A 24,487-nucleotide genomic window follows, 5' to 3' on the forward strand; every position below is an offset into this window, starting at 1 on the left:
GCAGCTGCCCCGAAGCGACTTACTGGCTGTAAAGCTCCGAAATATCGAGGCGAGCGGATGCCATGTCACCGTTGCTGTATGTCCCGATCCAGATTTCGTAACGGCCGCTCATCGGGTTATTCATCTGGATGCGCGGATTCAATCCGTTATTGCCGCCATCATCGTCGCAATACCACGAACCGTCCGGCGCGTTGATCACCAGAGTGGTGTCCGATGACGATGCTGCCGAGATAATCAGCGGAAGCGAGCCGGCGTCGAAATGCAGGCGAACGTCTGGCGCATTCGAGATGTAACCGGCGCAGTTGCCGCTGATGTTACGAGCCGAAAGCGACCCACCCGCAGTGACGTTTACCGTATAAGGGTCAGGCGTGAAGCCTGACGACAGACGGGCAGTGCCGAAATGCGGATCTGCGTTGATGTCCTGCGCGACTGCAGGAGCAGCCAATGCCACGAATGCAGCGCTGGCGAGTACGGCGGTAATTTGCTTTTTCATTTGGTATGTCCCCCAAGTAGTGAGGACACCCGGATAGATGGCGTTTTATTAACGTCAACTGCACTTTGGGGCAGTTGCAAAACTTTTATTTTGCGTTCTGCGTCGATGCTAGCAAGGGCCGAATCCGGAGGCCATTTTGCGGGTCATTCCGGGACGCGCTCGCCCTTCCAGTCGAAGACATCGCCCGAATCTTCGGGCATCAAATTCTCGAGCACCGCAATAAGGTTCGCCGCAGCTTCGTCTCGCGCGGTCAGTTGGCCATCTGGCAGGTTCTTTTGGAACGGCTCGGACAGAGCGGTGTCGACTGTACCCGGGTGCAGGCCCACGATCACGGCTTGCTTGTGCGTGCGGCGCATCTCGATCGCGTAGTTCCGGATAAGCATGTTGAGCGCGGCCTTGCTCGCACGATAGGAATGCCAACCGCCAATGCCATTGTCGCTGATCGATCCCACACGCGCAGACAAGGCCGCGAAAGTCGTTTTCTCGCTACGCGGAAAAAGTTTGAGCACGTGCTTCGCAATCAAGGCGGGACCGATGGTGTTCAGGCGGAAGACCTGTTCCATCGCCGACTGTTCGACATGCGCATAACTGCGTTCGGGCCCGGTGCCGTCGGTTAGGGTCAAGACCCCGCTCGCCACAATGACAAGGTCCGGCGGGTTGTCTTTCCAGGCAGACACAGCGTCTGCGATGCTTGGCTCATCGGTGAGGTCGAAAGTGAATGGCGTAACAATCGCATGTGTGGGCGCGTTTCCGCTTCTTGAGCCGGCCAGGACTTCGACACCTTTTTCAGCCAGCGCTAGAGCCATCGCGCCGCCGATGCCGCCGCTTGCGCCGAAGATTGCTGCCCGTGTCCACACCATGATTGCTCTTTCCTACAAGTTGGCCGCTTATCTACGCGCGCCGCATGTCCAGCGTAACCTCGCCCAGTTGCGGTAGTGTCGCCTTCTCTCCGGAGGTGATCCGCCCGAAAAAAGTCTTGCTCCTGAACACTGTCACACCTGTCACACCTCTCGCGCGAACACCCGCAATCCTGCGGAAATCGGCATATTCGGACGAAGGTCTGCCTTGCCCTCAGCGTGTGAGCGGTTAAATGGGTCCCATATCGATACGTAACGCGGAAAGACGCATGGCAACCTTCACTCTTCCCAAGAACAGCAAGATCAACAAGAACGGCGCGGTTCACAAGGCCGAAGGCGCAAGCCGGACGAAGACGTTCCAGATCTATCGCTACGATCCTGACAGCGGGAAGAACCCAAGCTACGACACGTTTGAAGTCGATCTGGACGATTGCGGCCCGATGGTGCTGGATGCCCTGTTCAAGATCAAGAACGAGATCGATCCGACGCTGACTTTCCGCCGTTCCTGCCGCGAAGGCATTTGCGGTTCGTGTTCCATGAACATGAACGGCAAGAACGGCCTTGCCTGCACCACTGCGATTGAAGACCTGCCGGGCAAAGTCACCATCACGCCGCTGCCGCATATGGAAGTGGTGAAGGACTTGGTGCCCGATTTCACCCATTTCTACGCGCAATACGCCAGCATTCGCCCGTGGCTGCAAACCGTCTCCAATACGCCGAGTGGCAAGGAACGCCTGCAGACCCCGGAACAGCGCGAACAGCTCGATGGCCTTTATGAGTGCATTCTGTGCGCCTGCTGCTCGACGGCGTGCCCCAGCTATTGGTGGAATTCGGACAAGTTTCTCGGCCCTGCAATCCTGCTCCAGGCCTATCGCTGGCTGGCTGACAGCCGTGACGAGATGACCGGTGAGCGACTCGACGATCTGGAAGACCCCTTCCGCCTCTATCGCTGCCACACGATCATGAACTGCGCCAATGTGTGCCCCAAGGGCCTGAGCCCTGCGCGCGCTATTGCCGAGATCAAGAAGATGCAGGCAGAGCGCGCCATCTAGTCTGGTGCTTGCTCGCTATGAGAAGCTGATTGCTGCTGGCGAGCTGAGGCCCGATCCAGACCAGCGCCGCGCTGCCGAACGGCTCAACCAGCTGCAAAAGGAGCTGGAAGCGGAGCAGCCCGGCGGCCTGCTCGGCCAGCTGTTCAGTCGCAAGCCGGCGACGCCGCGCGGCGTCTACATGTGGGGCGGCGTAGGGCGCGGCAAGTCGATGCTGATGGACCTGTTCCACGCCTCGCTTGGTATCGAGCGCAAGCGCCGTGTCCACTTCCATGAGTTCATGCTCGAAGTCGATGCGCTGCTGCGCGAAGAGCGTGAGAAGCAGACCGAAGGTCCGGTGCGACGCGTTGCCAAGCGATTAGCCAAAGACCTGCGTGTCCTCGCCTTTGACGAGATGGTGGTGACCAATACCGCCGATGCCGCGATCATGGCGCGCCTCTTCACTGCGCTGATTGAGGATGAAGGCGTGACGGTCGTCGCTACCAGCAACCGCCCGCCGCAGGATCTCTACAAGGACGGTCTCAACCGCTCCCTCTTTCTGCCTTTCATCGATCTGGTTGAGGAGAAGCTGGATGTCGTCCCGCTCAACGGCCCGACCGACTACAGGCTTGATCGGATTGGCGATATCGACACCTGGCATGCGCCAATGGGCGATGATGCAACCGCACAGGTCCGCGAAGCCTTCTTTCGCCTGACGGACTACGAGCCTGAAGACGCTGCCAATGTCCCCAGTGGTGAATTGGACCTGGGCGGAGGACGCACTCTCTTCGTACCAAAGAGCCTCAAAGGCGTCGCCGTATTCAGCTTCAAGCGGCTTTGCGAAGAGGATCGCGGCGCGTCAGACTACCTCGCTATTGCCCGCGAATACCATACAGTAATCGTCGTCGGCATCCCGCGCATGGGGCCGGAAAACCGCAATGAAGCGATCCGCTTCACCAAACTGATCGACGCGCTGTACGAACACCGCGTGAAGCTCTTCGTCACCGCTGCGGCCAAGCCGGAAGAGCTTTACCAGAAGGGCGATGGAGCGTTCGAATTCGAGCGAACCGTCAGCCGCCTCAAGGAAATGCAGAGCGCTGACTACATGGCGCGAGGCCACGGCAAAGCGGGCTAGACGATCCCCAGGCGGGCGAGCGAACGGTCCAACATGATCAGCTGCCACAGCAAGCGGGAATGGTCCGACTTACCGGCGATATGCGCTTCGGAAAGCTGTGCCAGCTTCTCATTGTCGAACCAGCCCGTGCGCGCCAGCATCGCACTCTTGGCAATCCCCCGTGCTTTGCCTGCCAGCGGCCCGCGCAACCATTCGGCAATGGGCGTCACAAAGCCCTGCTTCGGCCGATAGAGAATGTCCTTAGGCAGATAGCGCTCCATCGCCTTCTTGAGCATATACTTGCCCTGCCCGCCCCGAACACGCAGCCCCTCCGGCAGACCGGCGGCGAACTCGACAAGACGGTGATCGAGGAGTGGCTCGCGCGCTTCCAGGCTCACCGCCATACTGGTGCGATCGACCTTGGTGAGAATGTCACCTGGCAACCAGAATTTGAGATCAGCATATTGCGCCGCATCCAGCCCGCTGCGGACCGGCGCATTGGCCATCAGATCCATGAACGGATGCTCCGCACGATAGCCTCGCATCAGTCCGATCTGGTCCTCGCTGAAGACCTGCATGCGAATTTCCGGCGGCGTGACGGACAGCGCCCGGGCATAGGCCTCCGGCCCGTTTCCGGCGAGGGATTGCAGGGTGGTCTTTGCTCGCAGCGGGCGCGGTGCCCAGTCGAGCTTGGGAAAAGCGTTCCCCAGCGGTTTCAGCACCCGGTGCCGCAGGCCATCGGGAAGGTATGATCGAATGCGCTCCTCATGTGCGTGAAACACCTGCCTGCGATAGCCGGCAAAGGCCTCGTCCGCTCCGTCTCCCGACAGCGCAACAGTCACGCTCTCCCGCGCCAATTGGCACACGCGCCATGTCGGCAAAGCGCTCGCATCGGCGAAAGGTTCATCGAACATTCCGGCAATCGTCTCGATGGCATCAAACTGGTCGGAGCTGACCATGCGGCTCGCATGATCGGTGTTGAAAAGCTGCGCGACCTGTTCGGCATACGATGTCTCATCCGCACTTTCGACATCGAAGCCGATTGAGCAAGTCTTGACCTTGCCCCGACTGCTCTCCGCCATGAAAGCGACGACGGTTGAGCTGTCCACCCCGCCAGAGAGAAACGCGCCGAGCGGTACATCGGCGACCATTCGGCTTTCCACCGCCTGCTGCAGATGATGGAGCAGTTCCGCCTCAAGATCGCGCGGTTTGGCCTTGTGACGACGTTCAAAGCTGACGTCCCAATATTGCTGCGGCTTCGGCAGCGGTGAATCGTGCTTCAGCAGGAGCGTGTGACCGGCAGGGAGCTTGTGAACGCCGTAAAGGATAGAGCGATGATCGGGCACATAGCCCCAAGTCATGTAATCCTCGATCGCGCGCGGATCGACATCGCGGCGCAGCAGCGGGTGCGCGAGAAGGCCTTTCAATTCCGAAGCGAAGGCGAGCGAACCATCAGAGAGTTCGGTAAAGAACAGCGGCTTCACCCCGAGCCGGTCACGCGCGAGAAAAAGCGTCCGGTCCGCCCGATCATAAATCGCGAAGGCAAACATGCCGTCCAGATGCTTGACGCAGTCTTCGCCCCATTGCTGCCACGCCGCGAGGATGACCTCCGTATCGCCCTCTGTCCGGAACTGAGCGCCACGCTCTTCCAACTCTTTACGCACAGCACGGAAATTGTAGATCTCGCCATTAAAGACGATCATCGCGCGCTCGTCCGCCGATTGCATGGGCTGCGGTGAGCCTGCGATATCGATGATCGAGAGTCGCCGGTGGCCCAGCCCTACTCCCGGCGCCGTCCATACGCCCGAGCCGTCCGGCCCGCGATGAGCGAGCACATCGCACATCCGTTTAACCCGCTGCGGGTCGACGGGCTTGATCGTTCCGAGGTGAAATAGTCCAGCGATCCCGCACATGGGCGTGTCGTTAATCGACGTTCGCTGCGCGGTCTATCCATTCGCCGAGGCCAGCGGTGGATGAGCGGAAATCCGCGATAGTCTGCGCCGCATCCTCGCCAGCGCGCTGCTCGGTGGAGAGGATCAACATCGCGGTCGGGCGCGACTGCAGGAAAAGCTTGTCGCGCATGGTGTTGAGCTTCAGCATAATCTTGCTGCCACCCACCCAATCGCCTCTGCGATACCACGTCTCCGCAACGCGTTGATGCAGGCCGAGCGCCTGCAAGCGGTCGCCCTGAACCCCGTCACCGGATTGGGTCGCCGAAAGCCAGCGCCATTCAGTATCGGGGGGTAAGGCACCGTCTCCAAATCCGCCGGCCTCGCGCCCGTCGTTCTGCGCTGCATAAAGTGCAAGAACGACTTCGACTACGCGGCCGTCAGCGTCAGTATAGCTGGCAGACAGCCTGCGATCCGCGCCGCTGGCTCGCGGGTGCCAGGGATATGACTGCGCAGTGTCCACACGCGTCCAACCCGGCACGTCAGCCAAATTCGCCTGAGCGGGAAGCTCCGCTTCTAGCGAGCGCGCTGCCGTTGCCCATGCGAATGCAATGAGGGCAACTGCAAGTGCCCCTGCCACCACAGTGCGCCGCGCGGTCACGAACTGCTCTACCCAGTTGAACGCATCGCTGTTTGCGATTGCCGATCCGTCGATGAAAGGGTCTTCCACGCTGCGATCAAAGAACTTCCAGCCCATCGCCAGCAGCGCGCCCATCACCAGAGCGAAGAAAATCCACCCGTAAAAGATGTGATCGAAGCCAGCGGCGAAACTGATGCCCTGCGATTGCGCGATGTAAATCGTGCCCCATGCCCGCACTCCATTCGCGATGATCGGCAGGATGATCGCAACCGCCATAAAGGCGATGCGGCGCAGCCAGCTATCAAAGCAGACATGCGCCACGAGTGTACCGAGAGCGATCATGGCGATGAGAAATTTCACGCCTGAGCACGCTTCCGCGACTTCGAACAGTCCGGCAGGTGTATCGATAAACACGCCGTCGATGCGCGCCGGGATGCCGCTCGCCTCTGTCAGTGCGATGGTGATATCGGCAGTGATCATTTGCAGGGCCGGAACCAGTTCCTCCCCAATGGGCACGAGAAATATGGCGTAGCAAAGCGGGAAAAGGAGCGCCCACGCAACGCGCGGGCCGATCAGAGCTACCGTGATTGCCTGCAAAGCGAGCACGGCGCCCAAATGCGTCGCTGTCGCGAGACCCGAAATATCGCCAAGTAACCAGATAAAAAGCGCGCCCGCAAAGCCCACAAGCCCGGGCCACCACGGCCGTGGCGTCAGTTTCGCAAGCTCCGGCGCGCGCTGCCAGACCAGCCAGGCTAGGATGAGCGGCACCAGCAAGATGTGATTGTAAGTCGAACTGTCCCACCATTGCAGCGCCATTTCCGACCATGCTTTCGCAAAGACGGCGAAGAGGGCGAGCCATGCCACGGCCAGATAGGCAAGAGGCGCGCGCCATTGCGGCGCAATCCGATCGGTCAGCGCGGCACGCTGCGGAGAGGCAAGATCAAGCGGCATCGCGCTCTGCCTGCTTTTCGGAAGCTGACACGCCCATCAGCTTCGGCAAATCGGCGAGCATGGCCGGCCAGCCCATGTGATCGACGACGAACTGACGCGCCGCAGTTCCGAGTTCCTTGGCTGCGGAAGTCTCTTCAGCAAGACGCAGGAGCTTCGCGACGAAAGCGCTGTCGTCCTCGGCAATAACAAAATGCTGATTGCTGCGCGCCGGGATACCCGTTGCCGCGTCGGGCGAGACAATCACCGGACGCGCCATAGCCATGGCTTCGATCACCTTATTCTGCACCCCGCGCGCGATAGTCAGCGGTGCCACGACGACGTCAGCGCCTGCCAGCCAAGGACGGGTATCGGGCACTTCGCCGACGACACTGGTGCCGTTCTGCCCATTTAGAGCTTGCACAGCGCGGTTCGGCGCGCGGCCCACAATGTGGAATTGGGCGTCTGGCAGGAAGCGCCGGATCTGCGGCATGATCGCCTGCGTCATGCGCGAGACCGCATCGATATTGGGCGCGTAATCCATCTGACCGGTAAACACGTAATGCGGGCCGTCGCTTGCCAGAAAAGACTCGGCAGTCACGCTCGCCGGATCGAAGTGGTTGCAATCGATGCCGTTTGAGAGCGCGCGGATGTTCCGGCCCCTTGGCACGCGGCTCCGCAGCAAATCTGCCTCGGCTTCGCTCACCAGCAACGTGGCATCGGCGCGCGCGGCCAGATCGGCTTCGATCTTCCGCAACATTCGCCATTCTCGGGCATCGATCAAAGCGCGCGGTCCTAGGCCATGGGACGCGTATGCCTCGAACTTGGCCGAATCGACATCGACGAGATCGACTATCAGGCGGCCCGCCCAATCATCCGGCACGTATTGCGCCATCTGGCCGGAGAACACGTAGATCGCGCCGATGTTTTCGCGTTCCAGCGCCTTGCGGACCCAGTCGTGCAAGTCAGGGGAGCGAAAAGCAGAAAAACTCACCGGTTCACGTCGCACAATCGCTTCGCATCCCGCGAGCAGCAGGGACTTTGATCCGCGCGGCATGCAAAAGCTGGCCGCCAGCTCTATCAATTCATGCTGATGCGCAAAGTCACGCTCATCCTCGGCAAGGCATCCGACATGCACGGGCGCGATCTGCGCCAGCGCCTTCAGGATGTGATGCGAGCGGATTTTGTCACCGCGATCGGGCGGGAACGGCAGGCGGTGCGCCAGAAAGAGGATGTCGCCGCTCACCCCAGCCCCCTCGCAATAATAGGGCCGAGCCGATTGGCGATGGGAAGTGGTAGTCGCTTCCATAAGGCGATGCGCGACTGATGTCTGGCGCTGTTGGGATCGACATCGCGCGCTTCATACCCCGGCGCTGTCCAGCGCGCGTACGACAGAGGTTCCGGCTCGAAGCCCCAGTTTTTCTTGAACGCATAGGCGCCGCTGTTCGTCTTGCTGCGCCCAAAATCGAAGCGATCGCAGCCGCGTTCGCGCGCGTGCAGCATCAGAGCATAATACATACGATCATTTGCCCGCAGCGCCCGCGCCGCCCACACGCCGCCGCCCCAATAGGGCAGCACAGCCCCGTCGTGATAGAGCGACAGCACGCTGGCAACAGGAGTCTCGTCGCTCCAAACGGTCAGGATATCGGCATCGAGCGTGTCCAGAACCGCATCGAAAAGCGAGAGCGGGAAGACAGGTGTGCCAAGGTTTCGCACGCTTTCGGCGTAGACTGCATAATGCGCATCGCGGTCTCGCCGATCGATGCCGATAGTGACTTTCAGATCGTTTCTCAGACCCTTGCGAACCTCGGCGCGTTGCTTGCGCGGGATTTGCAGCAATTGCGCTTCATCGTCCTTGGCGAGCAACTGTACGAAACCGCAATGGCTTTCCGTCTGTATGTCCCAGCCTTCGCCGGCCTCTCCGCCGCGCAATTCCACGCTAGGGCAATTCAGGCGGACCGCCAGTTCCTGTGCGGCTCCTCCCAGCGCTACGATCGCGCGCTGGTCGGCGGAGATGATGCCTCCTTCGACCGCAAAGCCACTCGAAGTAAGAGCGCGGCCGAATATCGGTGAATGAACTTCGGTCAGAGGCAACCAGCCTGTCAGCTCACCCGCCTGTTCGGCGACGAGGCCGTGCGCGCGGTTGCCAGTGCCTGCCTCTACCGCGCTCAGCCATGGCGGGCGATGGAAGACCGAGCCTCCTCGCCGCGCAACGAACGCTTCAATCCGCTTCACTTCGTCAGGGTGACGTAAATCCGCTGCGCGAATCGCGGGCGCATCGATGGCGAAAGGCGCATTCACAACGCTACCGAGCTTTTTGCGGCCCTCTCCGCTTGCAATCGCGTGGCCTCGCGGTGCGCAATCACGTCGATCCGGCCCCAGGAAAACTCCTTCACCAACTGTCGCAGCTTGTCCGCCATGCGGTGGAGATTGGTGTAGTGGCGAAGCCGCGATTTGATTGGTGCACCTGAAACACGCGGCTGTCCGGGATCGATTTCCCACGGGTGGAAATAGAAGATCGCCGGCTTTTCCGCCTCGCGATTGACCTGACGGATCGCCCAGCGACTGAAGGCATAGGGCAGCACACGGAAGAACCCTCCGCCACCTGCTGCCAGTCGCTTTCCGCGGAATTCTGCAGTTGTAACAGGCAGTTCCACCATCGGATCCCAGGGCAAGGGATTGAAAGCGAAGCGCGGCGCTTCCGCCCAGCCATAATGGTCGTGCGCAACAGGGGCGACGCTGGACGAATAGAGATAACCCTGCTCCGCAAGCTCCATGAAAGCCCAGGGTGTGCGGTGATCGATAGAGAAGCTGGGGGCGCGGTATCCGATCACGCGGTCACCGCAGCAATCTTCGATCGTCTTGCGGGTCCGCTCGATATCGCGTGCAAACGTTTTGCGATCCATGCGGAAAACACGCTCATGATCCCAGCCATGGCTGGCGATTTCGTGACCACGCGCCACGATTTCGCGGAGCAAGCTCTTTTGTCGTTCGGCCACCCAGCCCAGCGTGAAAAAGGTGGCGCTGGCATCCGCTTCATCGAACAGGTCGAGGATTTCGTGCACGTTGCGCTCGACACGGTCGTCAAGTGTCGCCCACTGATCACGCTCGATTACATCCTCGAACGCGCCGACCTGGAACCAATCCTCGACATCGACCGACAGGCCATTGGTTATGACCGTTTCAGCGCGCGTTGTATCGAGATTGATCGCGTTCACCGCGAAGCACTCCTTACGCGGCCTTGCTCGAATCCATTTCGCTTTCGATCCATTCGATCAGCATCGTCAGCGTTTGGCGAATGGAGCGTTCCTGCTCGAAAGTCTTGGCCTCGATGCGAGCGATCTGTTCGCGCATTATTTCGATTTCGGGATTGAGGATATTGGCAGCGGCCTCATCCGTCTGATTAGCCAGCTCTACAATCGCCTGCTGCAATTCCGCAATCTGCGCATCTCGCTCTGCAAGAGCGGCTTCGAATTGCTCCACATCGACGCGCGGCGTGGTGGGCATGGCCTTTACCGGCTCGAATTCGGGATCTTTCTTCTTCAGCGCAGAAGGCGCGGCGGCGGGGAAGGCGCGCTCCGCCTCCATTTCCTGCAGCACCGATTGCAGCATGGCCGCATCGATACGCGAGCGCTCCTCGACAGCGCCGAGCAAAAGCAGGCGATTGGCGATCTGGTTCACGCGGCGCGGTATGCCGCCCGATGCTTCGAACAATTCGGCATAGACGCGCTGATCGAAAGCCGGATTACCATCCCAACCCACCTTTTTGAGGCGGTGGATGATATAAGGTTCGATCTCGCTCTTCTGCATGGGTTCGAGGTGATGCGCCGCGATGACACGCTGGCGCAGCTGCTCGAGCCCGCCATCATTCTGCAGCGTAACGCGGAACTCTGGCTGACCGAGAAGCAGGGTCTGGAGCAGCGGATGATTGCCGAGCTGGAAGTTCGAGAGCATCCGCAGCTCCTCGAGAGCTGGCACGGAAAGGTTCTGCGATTCGTCGACGATCAGGAGACAGCGACGACCTGCGCGCGCCTCTGCGTGAAGGTAGCCTTCGATTTCAGTGAGCGCAGATGCCTTGTCATGGCCTTCGATATCGAGGCCCATGGATGCGGCGACGACATGTACGATTTCTTCCTCGTCCAGCTTGCTTGTCACGATCTGGGCGACGGTCACCTGCTGGGTGTCGAGGCTTTCGAGCATATGCGCGACGAGCGTCGATTTACCTGAGCCCACTTCACCAGTGATGACGATAAAACCTTCACCCTGCGCCAGGCCATAGCCGAGGTAAGACAGCGCCTTGCGGTGCGTGATCGAGCGGAAATAAAATTCCGGATCGGGCGTCAGCTGGAAAGGTTTGCCGGTGAGGCCGTAAAAATTGTCGAACATTGAAGTGTTCCCCTTAAACCTCGTCAGAATGTATACCGCAAACCGACCAGCGCCGAGGCGCCTTGGAAGTCGGGCAGGTTTTCACGAGTGATGCCATCAAGGCCGACGGCGGCGGTGCCGGTCAGACCTTCGATGAATGAGCGATTGTAAGCAGCATTGACGCTGTAGCCATAGGCGACCCCGGTATCGGCCACGCCGCTATCGAACAGCGAGCCGAATGCGCCAAAAGACAAGTCGGAATTGCGATCAAGCCGGTGTCCTAACGTGCTGGCGATCCAGAATGTTTCGTCTGCAATGCCATCGGTCTCAGCCAGGATTGTGTCTTCCCCGGCAATGAAAGTGCGGCGATCATATCCAGCGCCAATGCTGTAAGACCAACGCGCCTGCTGACCGCCATAGCCAAGCGATACTCCACGGCTACGGAACACACCCGAGCGGAGCGAGCCTAGACGCGCGAGAGCGCAATTATCGCCCTCAACGCCGATGACGCAGCCTCCGAGGTCGCCCGTTACGGGATTGCGGAATGCTTCGAATTCGGTGCCAAGCTCATCCAACGTGCCGACCAATTGGCCGCCAAAGCTGTTGAGATTGTCGTAGACCGACACGCCCAGGCTGCTGCTCGCATTCGGCTGGTAAGTGAGGTTGCCATAATAGGTCATGGAACCATATCGGCGGCCCAAACCGGCACTCAGCGATGTACGGCGGCTTGGGCGCCACATGACGCCGACATCCCAGATGATGCCGTCTGTCTCATATGCGATTTCGCGCGGCGTGCTGGTATCGGTGACAAAGCGGCCGTCAGGTCCGATCACGGGATTATCATCGGCGTCCCGCAAGGCATCACGGCTTGAGACTTCGACATTCTCATATCCGATACCGCCGACAAGGGCGACATTGGGCGAGACCGGGACAGTCACGTCGCCGCGGACGTAGACATCATCGATACGCTGATCGAGATTGGAGACATCCTGCCGGTTCCACCCGGCGCCTACACCTACCCCGACGGGAAGCACCGTATCAGGCGCGAAGCCGATGCGCGCACCGAGATTATGCGTGACGGATTCGTCGAACACATCAATCGTGTCGCCATCGGGCGTGAGCTGCGGCACATCGACCGATTCAGCACGAGTATAGCCGAGGCGATACGCGCCGGTGACTTCCGCCTGGTCGATTTGCGTGCGGACCGCAGGGCCCGCATAAATCGAGTAGACCTGCGTCGTAAAATCATCGTCGGCACCAAAAGCACCGATCGAAGTCCCTCCATTGCCGTCAAGCCGCGTGCGCGAGGCAAGCGCGCCTGCCTCCAGCGTCAAATTCGGACCAGCGACGGCCAAAGAGGTTCGCGCTATGCCGGAGATCGTATCGGCATCCGAAACATCATCGCTCCATCCGAAGCGCCGTTCATAACGCACCGAGACGGAACCGGAACTGTAACGCCCACCAAAACCTGCATCGACGCCCGCCGCAACGCGGGTGAAAGTGACGAAGTCGTCGCCAGGCTGTAGCTCGGCGGTGACCACTTGAGCAGCCTCGATATATGGCGCGATTTCCACGCCACGCTCAGTTGAGCGCGCTTCATCGGATCCCTCATCAAGGTCCTGCGCCATCGCAGCAACGGGGAAGGTGGCCAGACACATGGCCAGCGCGTTAAGAGTGCGCATCAGAAATGCTCCTTGCCGTAATAGTCGCCGAAGCGGCGGCCACTCGGGCTGAAATGGGCTGCGTTCAGCATCAGCTTGAGGTCCGGACAGGCTGACAGTAGGGTGAGTGCGTCTTCCAAAGACGTCTGGCCGGTACGGTCCGCTCGCGCGACGATGATGGCCTGCCCCACATGATCGGCGAGCTCTGCAGCGGGCGAGGCAGCGAGCGCGGGAGGACTATCGAAAATGATGATTCGTTTAGGCGCGGCGCGGGTCAGGCGGTCAAGCACTTCAGCGGTGCGTTCGCTGGACAAGAATTCGCTGTCCGATGTGGTGTGATTGCCCGCAGGCAAGATCATGAGTCCGTCAATATCTGTGGCAAGAACGCAGTCCTCCACATTCATGTCGTCGCGCGCCAGCACATCCATGAAGCCGGGGCCGCGCGGCAGGCCGAACATCGACAAAACGGATGGTTTGGCGAAATCGGCATCGACCAGCAGGACTTCGCTGTCCTTCTCAGCAGCCAGCGCGATGGCAAGATTGGCCGCACAATAGCTTTTGCCTTCATTTGGCAGGGGCGAGGAAACGAGCACGCGCTGTGCACGCTTGGTCGATCCCTTGGCCCGAGCATCGCGTACCGATTGCAGGACCTGCCGCTTGACGATGCGGAACTCCTCCAGAAGCGCAGTAACCGGGCCCTCCGGTATGATCAGTCCATGAGCTGCAAGCGCCTCACGATCGATTTCGTGGATTTCACCGGAGAATGTTACGTCCTCATAGATCGGCTCTGGCACTTCGTCGGCAACGAGTGCCGGCTCTGCCGGCTCAAACACGGGCTCAGCCTGCATTGGTGGCCGCTGGGCCGTTTTCGGTGCAGCCTCAGGACGGGATTTCTCAATCCGGCGATTGACCGGCTTTTTGAGTTTCTTCGGCACGGGCGCAGGCGTGAAATCACCGCCAAGGCCGAAGAAATTCTCGGCACGCTCGAACAGCGACTTCGGTGGTTCGGGGATTTTGCTATGTTCGGTCATCGCTCAATCCTCATGCCATTGTGCTGCGCTGAATCACTTCGACGCCCAGCAGGACGACGAAGAGCACGCCAAGCCCGCTCGATGCGGCAGCGAAGTATTTGAAGCGTTTGCGGCGCAATTCGCGCCCGGCTTCGGTGAATGTGTGCGAAATCGTGCCGATCACCGGCAGGCCGAATGTCCGTTCAAGCTGGCTTGCGGTAGCGAAAGTCGATCCCAGCTTGCTAAGGGCGAACGCCGTGCCAACGCCAGCGCCAATGCCCACGATCAACACACCGAACAGCAGCAGTGGCCGGTTCGGCGCAGCAGGCGCGCGCGGCGTGGTCGGCGGATCGACGACTTCGAATTGAACTGCGCTGCGCTCATTTTCGACCTGGCCACGCAGACGCAGCTCCTCACGGTCCTGCAACAATTCGTCATATTGCGTGCGCAGCACTTCGTAATCTCTGCTAATGCGCTGGGCTTCTGCGGCAACGCCCGGCTCGCGCGCCTGGCTCGCATTGATCGACGCAATTTCTGCACGGAGGGCAGCAGCACGCGATTGCAGTGACATGACGTTCGACTGACGTTCCACCCGCTGGCTTACGAGAGACGTGTAAGTCGGGTTTGGCATGCCGCCACCGCCGCCGGATGCCTGCGCCTGTTCACGCAGGCCAGCAACGGTGCGTTGTGCGGCAACGACATCGGGATGTTCATCGGTCAGACCGCGTGCGCGCATCGCAGCAAGGTTCGCCTCAGCCTGTGCCAGTGAGGATTGCGGGCTGTTCGATCCCGGCATGACAATCGTGCGCGGCGTGCCGGCAAGCTGACCTTCAAGGCCGGCGAGAGCGGCCTGCGCTGCTGCGAGATCGGCCTCAACGCTGCGCAGCTCGGCACGCGTAGCGCTGAGCTGTGAAGCGATCGCCTGCGCACCGCCTATGAGGTCAGGATATTCGGCCTCGAATGCAAGACGGCGCTCTTCGGCTGCTGCCAATTCCTGTTCGCGCTCTGCCAGTTGCTGATTGAGGAATTCGATGGAATTGGCCATCTCGCCACGCGCACCGCCCAGGTTCTCCTCACGGAAAATGTCGATCATGCGCTGCGCGATGGTCTGCGCGAGTTCGGCATTCTGCGCATCGCTCAGATCGCTGCGACCGCTTTCTGCCGAAATTTCAAAGATATTGTCGCCTTCGCTGACGACTTCGATATCCTCTTCCAAACGCGCGATGGCGGCTTCCATCTGCGTGCCATCGGTGACGGTATCGCCGATGGAAGTAGAGCGCACCACCGTCTCCAGGTTAACCGAGCTGACCAGTGTCTGGCGGATTCGATCGATGTCCCGCTCTCGCGCATTGGCGCCGATGCCGATCTGCTCAGCCAGCACGTCATCCAATTGCACGAAGATGCGCGTTTCGGATTCGTAGGTATTCGGGATCAGCGCGATCGCCAGCCACCCGAGCAGGCAGATGCCCCAGGCAATGCCCAAGGCGAGCCAGCGACGATTCCAGACTGCCCAGAGTCCGGCGCGCAATTCTTCGAGAAGCTGGTTCAACCGCCCCGCCCCCTCAGAACATGCTTTCGGGAATGATGATCACATCGCCCGGCATCAGCATGACATTGGCATCGCTTTCGCCGCGACGAAGCAGGTCGGACAGACGCAGATTGTATTCGCGCTGCTCGCCGCTTTCACGGTCGAAACGGATCAAGCGCGCGCGATTACCCGCAGCGTACTCGCTAAGGCCACCGACCGAGATCATCGCATCAAGCAGCGTCATATTTGCGCGGTAAGGAATGGAGGCCGGCTCCGCCGTCGCGCCGACAATGCGAACTTGCTGGCTGAACGTACCGGCAAATTCATTCACGATCACGGTCACCAGCGGCTCTTCGATATATTGCGAGAGCTGCAGTCGAATGTCTTCGGCTAGCATGGTGGGCGTTTTGCCCACTGCAGGCATGTCAGCAATCAGTGGCGTGGTAATACGGCCGTCGGGCCGCACCTGCACTTCGGCGCCTAGCTCGTCATTGCGCCAGACGTGGATCGTCAGCTTGTCGAGCGGGCCGATGACATATTCCTCGCCCGGGCCTTCTTGCATGGAGACAAAGCGTGCGGGCTCCAGGCTTGGGCCCGTCGCGCCGCCGCCGCAGCCTCCAAGCACGATGGCGAAGCCAGCGGAGGCTAAGAGTGTTTGAGCCAGATTTTTGGTGCGCATCAAATGCGTCCTTCGAGAATGTCGGACGATCAGCTGACGCGGCCTTCACTGCCAACGCACGCATTACGCCCTTGTGCATACGCGATGCCTTCTCGCGAAAAAGGGTGAACATTACGTTAGCCTTGCGGTCCCAAACCGCAGGTTTCGTGGGTTTTCTGAAGTGGTGTCCCGGAACGGGACGATGCCGGAAGGTGCGCTTACACCAGCCTTTCGAGGGCTGGCCCCTGCCCCAAGAATTCGGCGGGGCTCGCGCTTGCACCATATGCACCAGCACAGAAAACAGCTATCAAATCGCCGATTTCAGCCATTGGCAGGAGGACCTGGTCGCCCAATCGATCGAGCGGGGTGCATAGGCACCCGACGACATTGACCGTCTCGGCTGCGTCCTCGTCCCAGCGGTTCGCGACGGCTATCGGGTAATTACGTCGGACGACCGTGCCGAAATTTCCTGATGCAGCAAGCTGGTGATGCAAGCCGCCATCGGTGATGAGATAGGTGGTGCCGTGGCTCACCTTGCGATCGACAATGCGAGTCAGATAGACTCCCGCTTCACCGACGAGGTATCGCCCAAGCTCTAGCGCGAAGTCCGTTTCGGCTAGGTTTGAAGGTAGATTGACAAGCTGCTCCGCCAGCCCATCTCCAATAATTGTCAGATCGAGCCGACTGTCCTTGTCGAAATACGGGATGCCGAATCCGCCACCCATGTTGAGATGCGGAACATCGACGCCCGCGTCCTTCGCCAGCTGCGACGACAGGGCAATGACATTCGCCTGACTCTCGACGATAGCTTCGGCATCGAGCGACTGACTGCCGCTATAGATGTGAAACCCGCGCCAATTTGCGCCGCTCTCAACCAATTCGCGAGCAAGCGCCGGAACCCGATCCGCATCCACGCCGAACGGCTTGGCCCCACCGCCCATTTTCATACCGGAACCGCGCAGTTCGAATTCCGGGTTAACCCGGATCGCCAGACGCGGTGCGACGTCAAGCGTGCGGCCAATGTCGAGAGCGCGCCGCGCTTCGTTTTCGGATTCGAGATTGATGATGACACCAGCCCGGATTGCGGTGAGCAATTCATCGTCGCGCTTGCCAGGCCCTGCAAAGCTGATTTCGCGCGGTAAATACCCAGCATTCCGCGCCTGCGCCAATTCACCGCCGGATGCGATATCGAGACCATCCACCAGATCTGCCATCATTTCCAGAAGTGGTCCGTAAGGATTTGCTTTCATTGCATAATGAATGCGAACCTTCTCAGGGAGCGCCTCGCGCAACTCACCCATTCGCGCGACAATCGCATCTTTTGAGTAAACGAACAGCGGTGTATCCCCGGCCTTCTTTACAAGCGCACTCGCCGTCAGCCCGCCGATCGCCAGCTCGCCGTCCCTCGCCTCGAAATAGGGCGGAATAGGTCCTGTCGGCTTCATGCCGCCTCTCTCTTCAATTTTGTGCGATCGATTTTGCCATTGGGATTGAGTGGCATGGCATCGACCCAGCGCACAACCGCCGGCTGCATGAAATTGGGCAATTCGCGGCGAAGGGCAGCGCGCAACGCATCCTCATCACCCTCGCCCCGAACCACAAGGTGGATGGCATGGCCTTGCCGCTCATCGGCAATGCCAAAAGCGACGGCTTCCTCAGCGAGACCGGTCGCGCGGGCGGCGTCTTCGATTTCCTGCGGACTGATGCGATTGCCTTGGCTTTTTATCATCGCGTCGTCGCGGCCAACGAAATAAAGCAGGCCGTCCTCCGCGCGCCGGACATTGTCGCCCGACCACACAGCTTTGCCGCCATATTTCGAAGCCGCCGGAGCAGGCTTGAAGCGCTGTGCCGTCCGTTCGGCATCCTGCCAATATCCTTGCGCCACAAGCGGGCCGCAATGGACCAACTCGCCTTCGGAAGCGATTTCGCCATCCTCATCGACCACAAGAATCTCTGCGAAGGGGATGGCCTGCCCCATCGACGTCGGTTGCTCATCGACCAAGTCGGGATCGAGGTAAGTCGAGCGAAACGCCTCCGTCAGCCCATACATCGGGAAAAGCCGCGCGTCGGGGAAAATCTGCCGCAGCTCTCGTACCAGGTCTTCCGTCAACGCGCCGCCACTGTTCGTCATGCGGCGCATCGGTTGAACGGCTTCGGCAGGCCACTCCTGCTCAGTCAGTTGCACCCACAAAGGCGGAACTGCGGCCAGCGTCGTAATGGAATGCTTGGCGCACGCTTTGATTACATCTCGCGGCGTCAGATAATCGAGCGGAACGACGCTTCCGCCAGCATACCATGTCGAAAACAGCTGGTTCTGTCCGTAATCGAAGCTGAGTGGCAGCACGGCGAGCGTGACATCATCGGCTGCCATGCCGAGATAATGCGCGACACTCACCGCGCCGAGCCACAGGTTCGCGTGGCTCAGCATCACCCCCTTGGGCCTTCCGGTGGAACCACTGGTGTAGAGAACCGCCGTCAGTTCACCAGGATCAGCCTCCGAAAGCGCTAGTGCATCGCCCTGCTCCGCAACCTCAGCGAGCATCGCCCGCTCTTCAAAGATACGACAGCCCACCGGCACATCGCCATCCTCCAGTGAAGCGAACCGCGCCTTGTTCGCGATCAGAAGGCTCGCCCCGCTGTCCTCGAGAATATGCTTAACCTGCGCGCGCTTCAGCAGCGGATTGATCGGCACGTGGACCAGCCCCGCCCGCGCTGCAGCGAGCGGCATCAGGCACGTCAGTTCCCCCTTCGAATCCCAGGTCGCGACCCGCGCGCCCTTTTCCGGAATCTGCTCCGCGAGCCACGCCGCCATCCGGCCAACACGGGTTCTTAAGTCCTTCCAGCTAAGCGTTTCGCCGCGCATGACCAGTGCCGGGTCGCCATCCTTACCGCATTCGGTAAGGTAATCGAGCGGCTTGGGCACGGGATCGGGCGTGGTGGACATTGGACCTCAAGGGAAAACAGTTTCGGTGACGGCAGTCAGCTATCACGACACGGTTAATGATCTGCAAGAGTTTGATTGGCTCGCAGATGGCCCTTTTGCACGTCTTGAGTGGTTTCGCTTGCTTGAAAGCAATGCTGAAAATGCGCTGTTTGCTCTGGCTCAGGGTGGCGATGACGCAGTGGCCCTGCCGCTTCGCAGAACGGACCGTGGACTCCAAACACTCAGTAACTGGTACGCCTTCACGTGCGCGCCCCTCAGCACTTCAACGCCGCCGTCACAGCCAATGCTCGAAGCCTTAGCAAACGAAATCTCTCGGCGCACCGACCGCATCGTGCTCGATAAATTGGCGGACGAAACCGGCCACGCAACGGCTTGTGACCGGGCCTTCCGCCAAGCCGGATGGTTCGTTTCTCGAAAGCCGTGCGATGTGAACCATTACCTCGATCTGCGCGGACGTGACTACACGGCGTTTCTCGCCGATCGCCCCGGCCAATTACGCACAACGCTGAAACGCAAAGCCAAGAAAGTCGATGTCACGCTCTCCACCCGCTTCCACGCGCGTGAGTGGGAGGCCTATGAAGACATCTACGCCGATAGCTGGAAGCCCGAAGAAGGCGCGCCTGAGGTATTGCGCGCCTTTGCCGAGCAGGAAAGCGTCGCTGGTCGCTATCGCTTCGCGCTCGCCCGGCATGACGGCAAAGCAATCGCGGCGCAGTTCTGGACCGTAGACGGCAGCACTGCCTACATTCACAAACTGGCACACCGGAAGGACGCGAAGGCACTGTCACCGGGCACCACCCTCACCACCGCTCTCTTCCAGCATGTAATTGACGTTGATGGCGTAACGCAGGTCGATTTCGGCACGGGCGACGATCCTTACAAGCGCGACTGGATGGAGCAGAAGCGCCTTCGCTGGCGGCTTACCTGTTATCGGCGAAGCTCACCGCGCAACTGGCCGCACATCGCAAAAGCCATCCTCCGCAAGCTTGTCAGGCGCAAAAGCGCTGGCTAGGGCGAAATCACTATGGCGAGCAATCTTCCCATGCCGGCCGATGAAGCTGGCGAACTCCCGGTCGAAACCGAGCTGGCTCTGCGTCAGGTGCTGCAGGACGTTCTGGGTCTTTCGGACGAACGCGTGAGCGAGCTGGACGAGGATTCCGGTCTGTTCGGGGATCTGCCGGAACTGGACTCCATGGCGGTGGCTGGCCTCCTGACCGAGCTGGAAGATCGCCTCGACATCCTGATCGAAGATGATGAGGTCGATGGCGATATGCTCGGCACATTTGGCGGGTTGCTCGATTTTCTCGTTGCCAAACGCAGCGAGAAGGCCGCGCAGGCGAGCCGGGACAGTTAAGCCATATGCTGGTGGGCACCTGGCCCTCAGATGCCTATTTCGTGCGTTTCGACAATGATCGCGGCAAACGCCTGCTGATTGTTCCGCCGCTATTCGATGAAGCCAACAAGCTGCGCCACATGATAATGGAGACTATGCGCGCGCTTAATACTGCCGGGATCGACAGCGCTTTGATTGATCTGCCGGGGACGAATGAGAGCCCTGAGCCGCTTCCGGAGCAGACGCTTCACGGCTGGATCGGGGCAGTAGAACAATCTTGCAAGGCATTCTCAGCAACGCACATTCTGGCCGTCCGCGCAGGGGCAGCATGCGTCACCGCCGCCCTGCCGTGCCTCCTCTACGCGCCGCATTCGCCTGCCAGCCAACTGCGCAGCATGATCCGGGCGCGAGTGCTGAGCGAGCGGGAAGCCGAGCGCGAAGTGTCTCGCGAGGAGTTGCTTGCTGAGGCCGAGCACGAGGGCATCACTCTCGCCGGCTACCATCTCAGCGCAGATATGGTTCGCCAGATGCAAGGTTTCTTTGTGTCAGAAGTTAATTCCACCACTATTGCGCAGTCGGAGATCGGTGGTGCCCCGCTGTGGCTGCGTGCGGAACCAGACCACGATCCTGATCAGAGCAAAGCTCTTGCGGCCCGTATCGAAGACCTCATGTCATGAGCCGCCGTCACGTCACTTTCCAATGCCAGGGCGAACAATTGGTCGGGACGATCGATGGGGAAGACGCAGCGGTCGGACTTTTGATCGTCAGCGGCGGGAATGAAATTCGCAGCGGCGCTTTTGGTGGACAGGCGGCATTGGCAGCGCGACTGGCCGAGCTTGGTTTCGCAGTGATGCGATTTGATCGGCGCGGTATCGGTGACAGTGAAGGCCAAAACTCTGGCTTTCGCGGCAGTGCCGAGGACATTCGCGCGGCGCAGGGCGAATTTCGCCGACAGTGCCCCTCCCTCACCCGGATCGTCGCTTTCGGCAATTGCGATGCTGCCAGTGCATTGATGCTGATGGGCGGAGAAGGTTTCGACCATCTGATCTTATCCAACCCTTGGATATTCGAGGATGAAGCCGATGACGCCGCCCCGCCCCCGCCGGATGCGATCAGAGCGCGCTATGCGCAACGTCTCCGCGATCCGAAGCAGGTTCTGCGTCTGTTCACCGGCAAGGTAAATGCCGCGTCGTTGAAGTCGGGGATAAAGGCTGCCTTGAGCCGATCAGAAGGTCCCAGCGAATTGCTCACGCAGATGCAGCGGGCGATGCGAGACAGTGCTGTGCCACATACCTTCCTGGCAGCGGATAATGATCGGACCGGTCGGGCCTTTGCCTCAGCATGGGCCGAAGACGAGGCACCTGTCAGACGTTGCGAGGGGGCCAGCCATGCCTATGTCGAAGACCACGCTCGCGAATGGCTGGACGAGCAGATACTCGGAATTCTACTGGGCTAGCGCGTAAACAGGCTCGCCAGTTCGACATGGGTCGACCAGCGGAATTGGCCAACAGGGCGCAATTCGGAGAGCGTAAAGCCAGCCTCTTTCAGCATCTCGCAATCGCGCGCCCAGCTCGATGGATTGCAGCTAATGTAGACGACGCGGGAGACATCGCTTTTTGCGATTTGCTCGATCTGCGTGCGCGCGCCTGCACGCGGCGGATCGAGCAGGACACCGTCGAACTGTGCTAATTCGGTCGCCTGCAAGGGATTGCGGAAAAGATCGCGATGCGCGCATTCTAGAGGGAGTCGCGCAAGATTGGCGGTTGTGCGGCAAGCGAGCGTCGCGGCCCTGTCAGCCTCCGCCGCCAACACCTTTCGCTTTCCAGCAAGCGCCAATGCGAAAGTGCCGAGGCCGGAGAACAGATCAGCCACATGCTCGCACGGATCCAACCATTCCAGCGCAGCTGACACCAGCGTATCCTCGCCGTGCCGGGTCGCCTGAAGGAAGGCACCGGGCGGGAAAGCCACCGGATGCCCGCCGAGTGTGACGGTCACCGGTTCCGGCTCCCAAAAGCTTTCGGCACCATAGCCATGATCCAGCGTCAGCCGCGACAGGCCATGATCGCGGCAGAAATCGAGCAGTTCTTCGGTCTGCTCCAGTCCTTCGGGGGTAAAATTCCCGATACCGCAATCCACGCCCTGATCGACCAGCGTCAGCTCAATCGTGATCGCATATTTGCCTTTCAGACGCGCGAAATAGCGGCGTAGCGGTTCAAGCAGAGCGAATAGACGAGGCTCCAGCACGTGGCATTCGCGCAGGTCTATGACGTGGTGCGAACCCGCCTCATTGAAGCCAATCAGCGGCCTCCCGCCGCCGTTTATCGCCCGCAAGCTTGCACGGCGGCGACTGTGTGGCGGAGACATTGCGGGCGACGCGACATGCATCGGATCGAGACCGCGCGAATGGGCGGCGAATGTCACCCGCTCGGCCACGAATTGCGCGAGCGCACCTTCATCGCAATGCTGCAGCTGGCAGCCGCCGCATTTAGCAAAATGCCGGCATATTGGTTCAACGTAGTGCTCGCCGCGTTCTACGCGTCCGTCGGAGAAGACACGGTCTCCGGGTGCGGTCAGCGGGACGTGCAGGCCATCTGCGGTTACGCCATCGCCCAGTGCGGCGATGCGCTCGATTGTCTGATATTCACTCACAGAAAGGCGCTGTAAGCAGCAGGAACCGCTTCAACAAGCTGCTCTGCGCTGAAAGCTGGCCCTGCTATCCTCGCCGCTTCGCCATGCAGCCAGCATCCCTGCTCAGCCGCCTTTCGCGATGACGCACCGGTCGCCAATCTGCTGGCAATCAGTCCTGCCAGAATATCGCCAGTACCCGCCGTGCTGAGCCAACTTGGCGCGGGCGGCATTATGACGGGGGCTGAACCTGCCGAACCTATCAGTGTGTCCGGCCCCTTGGCCACGAGCACGCCTTCGATATCTTCCGCCAGCTCGCTGATCATCTCCACGCGGTCCATGCCGGTAGCTTCGAAAGCGTTGGCAAGCCGGTCAAGCTCGCCCGCGTGGGGCGTGGCGATGATCGGACAATCGCGCCCTTCGATCATGCTGGGCTCCAACAGCGTCAGCGCATCGGCATCGCATACCGTCGGGATGTCGCAGGCGAGCACCCAATCGAGGCGTGCTCGAGCCTGATCGCTGAGGCCAAGACCAGGTCCGACAAGAAAGGCATCGATCCGGCGGTCGCTGACGAGGTCATAAAGCGATCCCCGCTCGATCACGACATCGTGGGGTGCAGTGAAATATTGGGATTCCTCGGCCGCAAGGATTTTGACATAGCCCGCTCCGCCATGGCGCGCAGCGCTCGCAGCCAGCACGGATGCGCCGGGCATGTCCCCTGCGATCACGCATAAGAGGCCGCGGCTGTATTTATGCGCATCGCGCGGCGGCGCGGTCAGTTTGGGCGCTCGCGACAAGTGCGCGGCAGACGACACAGGCCCAACGCCAATATCGACCAGCTTGCGTGTTCCCATAAGATCCATCGCTGGCATCAGCCAATGCGAGAACTTCCACGCGCCAAGCGCGATGGTGCAATCATACTGGGGCAGAGCGTCATTCAACAATTCGCCGCTGTCGCTATCGACCCCGCTCGGCAGATCGACGGCGATCCGGTAATCATGGGCTTCTGCCAACTTATGTAGAAGGCCGAGGAGATCATCGTCTAGCGGGCGACCCAGACCCGTTCCGAACAAGCAATCGACAAAGACCGCTTCACTCGCTGTCTCGACGGGAGTCCCGCCCCAGGCTACCCGGGCAGCTTTCGCAACATCGGTCGCTGGATCGAGCGGCGCGACTACCTGCACCTCCACCCCTCGTGCTTGCAGATGGCGCGCAATGACATAGCCGTCCCCGCCATTGTTGCCGGGGCCGCAGAGCACGGTGACAGAACGGGTGCCGCAAGCGCGATAAACGTACGCAGCCGCCCCTGCTCCGGCCGTTTCCATCAGACTTTCGACCGTCTCCCCGCCATCGATCAGGCGCTGTTCAGCGGCCTGCATCTGCTCAGCGGTGAGAATTTGCTCAGGCGCGCGCAC

Annotated in this window: 22 protein-coding genes; 6 read left to right on the plus strand and 16 right to left on the minus strand. The window is 60.4% G+C overall.

The window, feature by feature from the left end:
• Positions 1-19: 19 nt before the first annotated feature.
• Together I5L03_RS09180 and I5L03_RS09185 are read right to left on the minus strand one after the other, a co-directional pair.
• On the minus strand, positions 20-493 hold the full coding sequence (locus I5L03_RS09180) for a hypothetical protein (RefSeq protein WP_197921434.1): 474 nt from the start codon (positions 491-493) through the stop codon (positions 20-22).
• A 143-nt stretch (positions 494-636) separates the two neighbouring features.
• Positions 637-1,353 carry an SDR family NAD(P)-dependent oxidoreductase gene (locus I5L03_RS09185; protein ID WP_197921435.1) on the minus strand — a complete coding sequence of 239 codons (717 nt, stop codon included), beginning with the start codon at positions 1,351-1,353 and terminating at the stop codon, positions 637-639.
• Between the two features lie 266 nt (positions 1,354-1,619).
• Here I5L03_RS09185 and I5L03_RS09190 point away from each other — a divergent pair, with 266 nt between their 5' ends.
• Positions 1,620-2,402, plus strand: coding sequence for a succinate dehydrogenase iron-sulfur subunit (locus tag I5L03_RS09190; protein WP_197921436.1), 783 nt, complete (start codon positions 1,620-1,622; stop codon positions 2,400-2,402).
• A 4-nt stretch (positions 2,403-2,406) separates the two neighbouring features.
• Positions 2,407-3,513 carry a cell division protein ZapE gene (gene zapE, locus I5L03_RS09195; protein WP_325100145.1) on the plus strand — a complete coding sequence of 369 codons (1,107 nt, stop codon included), beginning with the start codon at positions 2,407-2,409 and terminating at the stop codon, positions 3,511-3,513.
• On the opposite strand, the gene I5L03_RS09200 is transcribed toward zapE, so the two are convergent.
• From I5L03_RS09200 to I5L03_RS09255, 12 genes are all read right to left on the minus strand, one after another.
• Positions 3,510-5,405 carry an XrtA/PEP-CTERM system amidotransferase gene (locus tag I5L03_RS09200; protein ID WP_197921438.1) on the minus strand — a complete coding sequence of 632 codons (1,896 nt, stop codon included), beginning with the start codon at positions 5,403-5,405 and terminating at the stop codon, positions 3,510-3,512. The genes zapE and I5L03_RS09200 overlap by 4 nt on opposite strands.
• Before the next feature lie 10 nt (positions 5,406-5,415).
• Positions 5,416-6,972: an exosortase A gene (gene xrtA / locus I5L03_RS09205; RefSeq protein WP_197921439.1), complete on the minus strand. Its 1,557-nt coding sequence runs from the start codon at positions 6,970-6,972 to the stop codon at positions 5,416-5,418.
• A complete protein-coding gene (locus I5L03_RS09210) occupies positions 6,962-8,194 on the minus strand; it encodes a TIGR03087 family PEP-CTERM/XrtA system glycosyltransferase (RefSeq protein WP_325100146.1) in 1,233 nt (410 codons plus the stop codon). Before I5L03_RS09210 ends, xrtA begins: the two co-directional genes overlap by 11 nt.
• Positions 8,191-9,249 carry a FemAB family XrtA/PEP-CTERM system-associated protein gene (locus tag I5L03_RS09215; protein WP_197921441.1) on the minus strand — a complete coding sequence of 353 codons (1,059 nt, stop codon included), beginning with the start codon at positions 9,247-9,249 and terminating at the stop codon, positions 8,191-8,193. The genes I5L03_RS09210 and I5L03_RS09215 overlap by 4 nt, the downstream gene beginning before the upstream one ends.
• A complete protein-coding gene (locus tag I5L03_RS09220; RefSeq protein ID WP_325100147.1) occupies positions 9,246-10,166 on the minus strand; it encodes an XrtA system polysaccharide deacetylase in 921 nt (306 codons plus the stop codon). The genes I5L03_RS09215 and I5L03_RS09220 overlap by 4 nt, the downstream gene beginning before the upstream one ends.
• A 13-nt stretch (positions 10,167-10,179) precedes the next feature.
• Complete coding sequence (locus tag I5L03_RS09225; RefSeq protein ID WP_197921442.1) at positions 10,180-11,334, minus strand: XrtA/PEP-CTERM system-associated ATPase; 1,155 nt, start codon at positions 11,332-11,334, stop codon at positions 10,180-10,182.
• 23 nt (positions 11,335-11,357) lie between these two features.
• Positions 11,358-12,995: a preprotein translocase subunit YajC gene (locus I5L03_RS09230; protein WP_197921443.1), complete on the minus strand. Its 1,638-nt coding sequence runs from the start codon at positions 12,993-12,995 to the stop codon at positions 11,358-11,360.
• Entirely contained in the window at positions 12,995-14,005 is a 1,011-nt protein-coding gene (locus I5L03_RS09235; protein ID WP_197921444.1) for an AAA family ATPase, read from the minus strand. The genes I5L03_RS09230 and I5L03_RS09235 overlap by 1 nt, the downstream gene beginning before the upstream one ends.
• Positions 14,006-14,015: 10 nt before the next feature.
• The gene (locus I5L03_RS09240; RefSeq protein ID WP_197921445.1) at positions 14,016-15,533 is read right to left on the minus strand and encodes an XrtA system polysaccharide chain length determinant; all 1,518 of its coding nucleotides are present in this window, start codon (positions 15,531-15,533) and stop codon (positions 14,016-14,018) included.
• A 13-nt stretch (positions 15,534-15,546) separates the two neighbouring features.
• Positions 15,547-16,191: an XrtA/PEP-CTERM system exopolysaccharide export protein gene (locus I5L03_RS09245; protein WP_197921446.1), complete on the minus strand. Its 645-nt coding sequence runs from the start codon at positions 16,189-16,191 to the stop codon at positions 15,547-15,549.
• A gap of 197 nt (positions 16,192-16,388) precedes the next feature.
• Positions 16,389-17,615, minus strand: a complete 1,227-nt coding sequence (locus I5L03_RS09250) for a pyridoxal-dependent decarboxylase, exosortase A system-associated (protein WP_197921447.1) — start codon at positions 17,613-17,615, stop codon at positions 16,389-16,391.
• On the minus strand, positions 17,612-19,114 hold the full coding sequence (locus tag I5L03_RS09255) for an acyl-CoA ligase (AMP-forming), exosortase A system-associated (protein ID WP_197921448.1): 1,503 nt from the start codon (positions 19,112-19,114) through the stop codon (positions 17,612-17,614). The genes I5L03_RS09250 and I5L03_RS09255 overlap by 4 nt, the downstream gene beginning before the upstream one ends.
• Positions 19,115-19,445: 331 nt before the next feature.
• Here I5L03_RS09255 and I5L03_RS09260 point away from each other — a divergent pair, with 331 nt between their 5' ends.
• The 4 genes from I5L03_RS09260 to I5L03_RS09275 are packed head-to-tail and all read left to right on the plus strand — an operon-like array spanning position 19,446 to position 21,903.
• Positions 19,446-20,126 carry a GNAT family N-acetyltransferase gene (locus I5L03_RS09260; RefSeq protein ID WP_197921449.1) on the plus strand — a complete coding sequence of 227 codons (681 nt, stop codon included), beginning with the start codon at positions 19,446-19,448 and terminating at the stop codon, positions 20,124-20,126.
• Between the two features lie 12 nt (positions 20,127-20,138).
• Positions 20,139-20,468 carry an acyl carrier protein gene (locus I5L03_RS09265; protein WP_197921450.1) on the plus strand — a complete coding sequence of 110 codons (330 nt, stop codon included), beginning with the start codon at positions 20,139-20,141 and terminating at the stop codon, positions 20,466-20,468.
• 11 nt (positions 20,469-20,479) lie between these two features.
• Positions 20,480-21,124, plus strand: a complete 645-nt coding sequence (locus I5L03_RS09270; RefSeq protein WP_197921451.1) for an alpha/beta hydrolase family protein — start codon at positions 20,480-20,482, stop codon at positions 21,122-21,124.
• Positions 21,121-21,903, plus strand: a complete 783-nt coding sequence (locus tag I5L03_RS09275; RefSeq protein WP_197921452.1) for a hydrolase 1, exosortase A system-associated — start codon at positions 21,121-21,123, stop codon at positions 21,901-21,903. Before I5L03_RS09270 ends, I5L03_RS09275 begins: the two co-directional genes overlap by 4 nt.
• On the opposite strand, the gene I5L03_RS09280 is transcribed toward I5L03_RS09275, so the two are convergent.
• Together I5L03_RS09280 and I5L03_RS09285 are read right to left on the minus strand one after the other, a co-directional pair.
• Positions 21,900-23,096, minus strand: a complete 1,197-nt coding sequence (locus I5L03_RS09280) for a class I SAM-dependent RNA methyltransferase (protein WP_197921453.1) — start codon at positions 23,094-23,096, stop codon at positions 21,900-21,902. The two genes, I5L03_RS09275 and I5L03_RS09280, sit on opposite strands and share 4 nt — an antisense overlap.
• Positions 23,093-24,487 (minus strand): NAD(P)H-hydrate dehydratase, encoded by a 1,395-nt coding sequence (locus I5L03_RS09285; RefSeq protein ID WP_197921454.1) that lies wholly within the window; start codon positions 24,485-24,487, stop codon positions 23,093-23,095. The genes I5L03_RS09280 and I5L03_RS09285 overlap by 4 nt, the downstream gene beginning before the upstream one ends.

This window comes from Aurantiacibacter sediminis (assembly GCF_016019885.1).
Lineage (GTDB): Bacteria > Pseudomonadota > Alphaproteobacteria > Sphingomonadales > Sphingomonadaceae > Alteraurantiacibacter > Alteraurantiacibacter sediminis.

Coding starts and splice junctions, on each gene's coding strand:
- I5L03_RS09235 (WP_197921444.1), bottom strand. CDS start 14,005: ATGACCGAACATAGCAAAATCCCCGAACCACCGAAGTCGCTGTTCGAG.
- I5L03_RS09230 (WP_197921443.1), bottom strand. CDS start 12,995: ATGCGCACTCTTAACGCGCTGGCCATGTGTCTGGCCACCTTCCCCGTT.
- I5L03_RS09225 (WP_197921442.1), bottom strand. CDS start 11,334: ATGTTCGACAATTTTTACGGCCTCACCGGCAAACCTTTCCAGCTGACG.
- I5L03_RS09185 (WP_197921435.1), bottom strand. CDS start 1,353: ATGGTGTGGACACGGGCAGCAATCTTCGGCGCAAGCGGCGGCATCGGC.
- I5L03_RS09200 (WP_197921438.1), bottom strand. CDS start 5,405: ATGTGCGGGATCGCTGGACTATTTCACCTCGGAACGATCAAGCCCGTC.
- I5L03_RS09250 (WP_197921447.1), bottom strand. CDS start 17,615: ATGAAGCCGACAGGACCTATTCCGCCCTATTTCGAGGCGAGGGACGGC.
- xrtA (WP_197921439.1), bottom strand. CDS start 6,972: ATGCCGCTTGATCTTGCCTCTCCGCAGCGTGCCGCGCTGACCGATCGG.
- I5L03_RS09275 (WP_197921452.1), top strand. CDS start 21,121: ATGAGCCGCCGTCACGTCACTTTCCAATGCCAGGGCGAACAATTGGTC.
- I5L03_RS09255 (WP_197921448.1), bottom strand. CDS start 19,114: ATGTCCACCACGCCCGATCCCGTGCCCAAGCCGCTCGATTACCTTACC.
- I5L03_RS09190 (WP_197921436.1), top strand. CDS start 1,620: ATGGCAACCTTCACTCTTCCCAAGAACAGCAAGATCAACAAGAACGGC.
- I5L03_RS09180 (WP_197921434.1), bottom strand. CDS start 493: ATGAAAAAGCAAATTACCGCCGTACTCGCCAGCGCTGCATTCGTGGCA.
- I5L03_RS09245 (WP_197921446.1), bottom strand. CDS start 16,191: ATGCGCACCAAAAATCTGGCTCAAACACTCTTAGCCTCCGCTGGCTTC.
- I5L03_RS09265 (WP_197921450.1), top strand. CDS start 20,139: ATGGCGAGCAATCTTCCCATGCCGGCCGATGAAGCTGGCGAACTCCCG.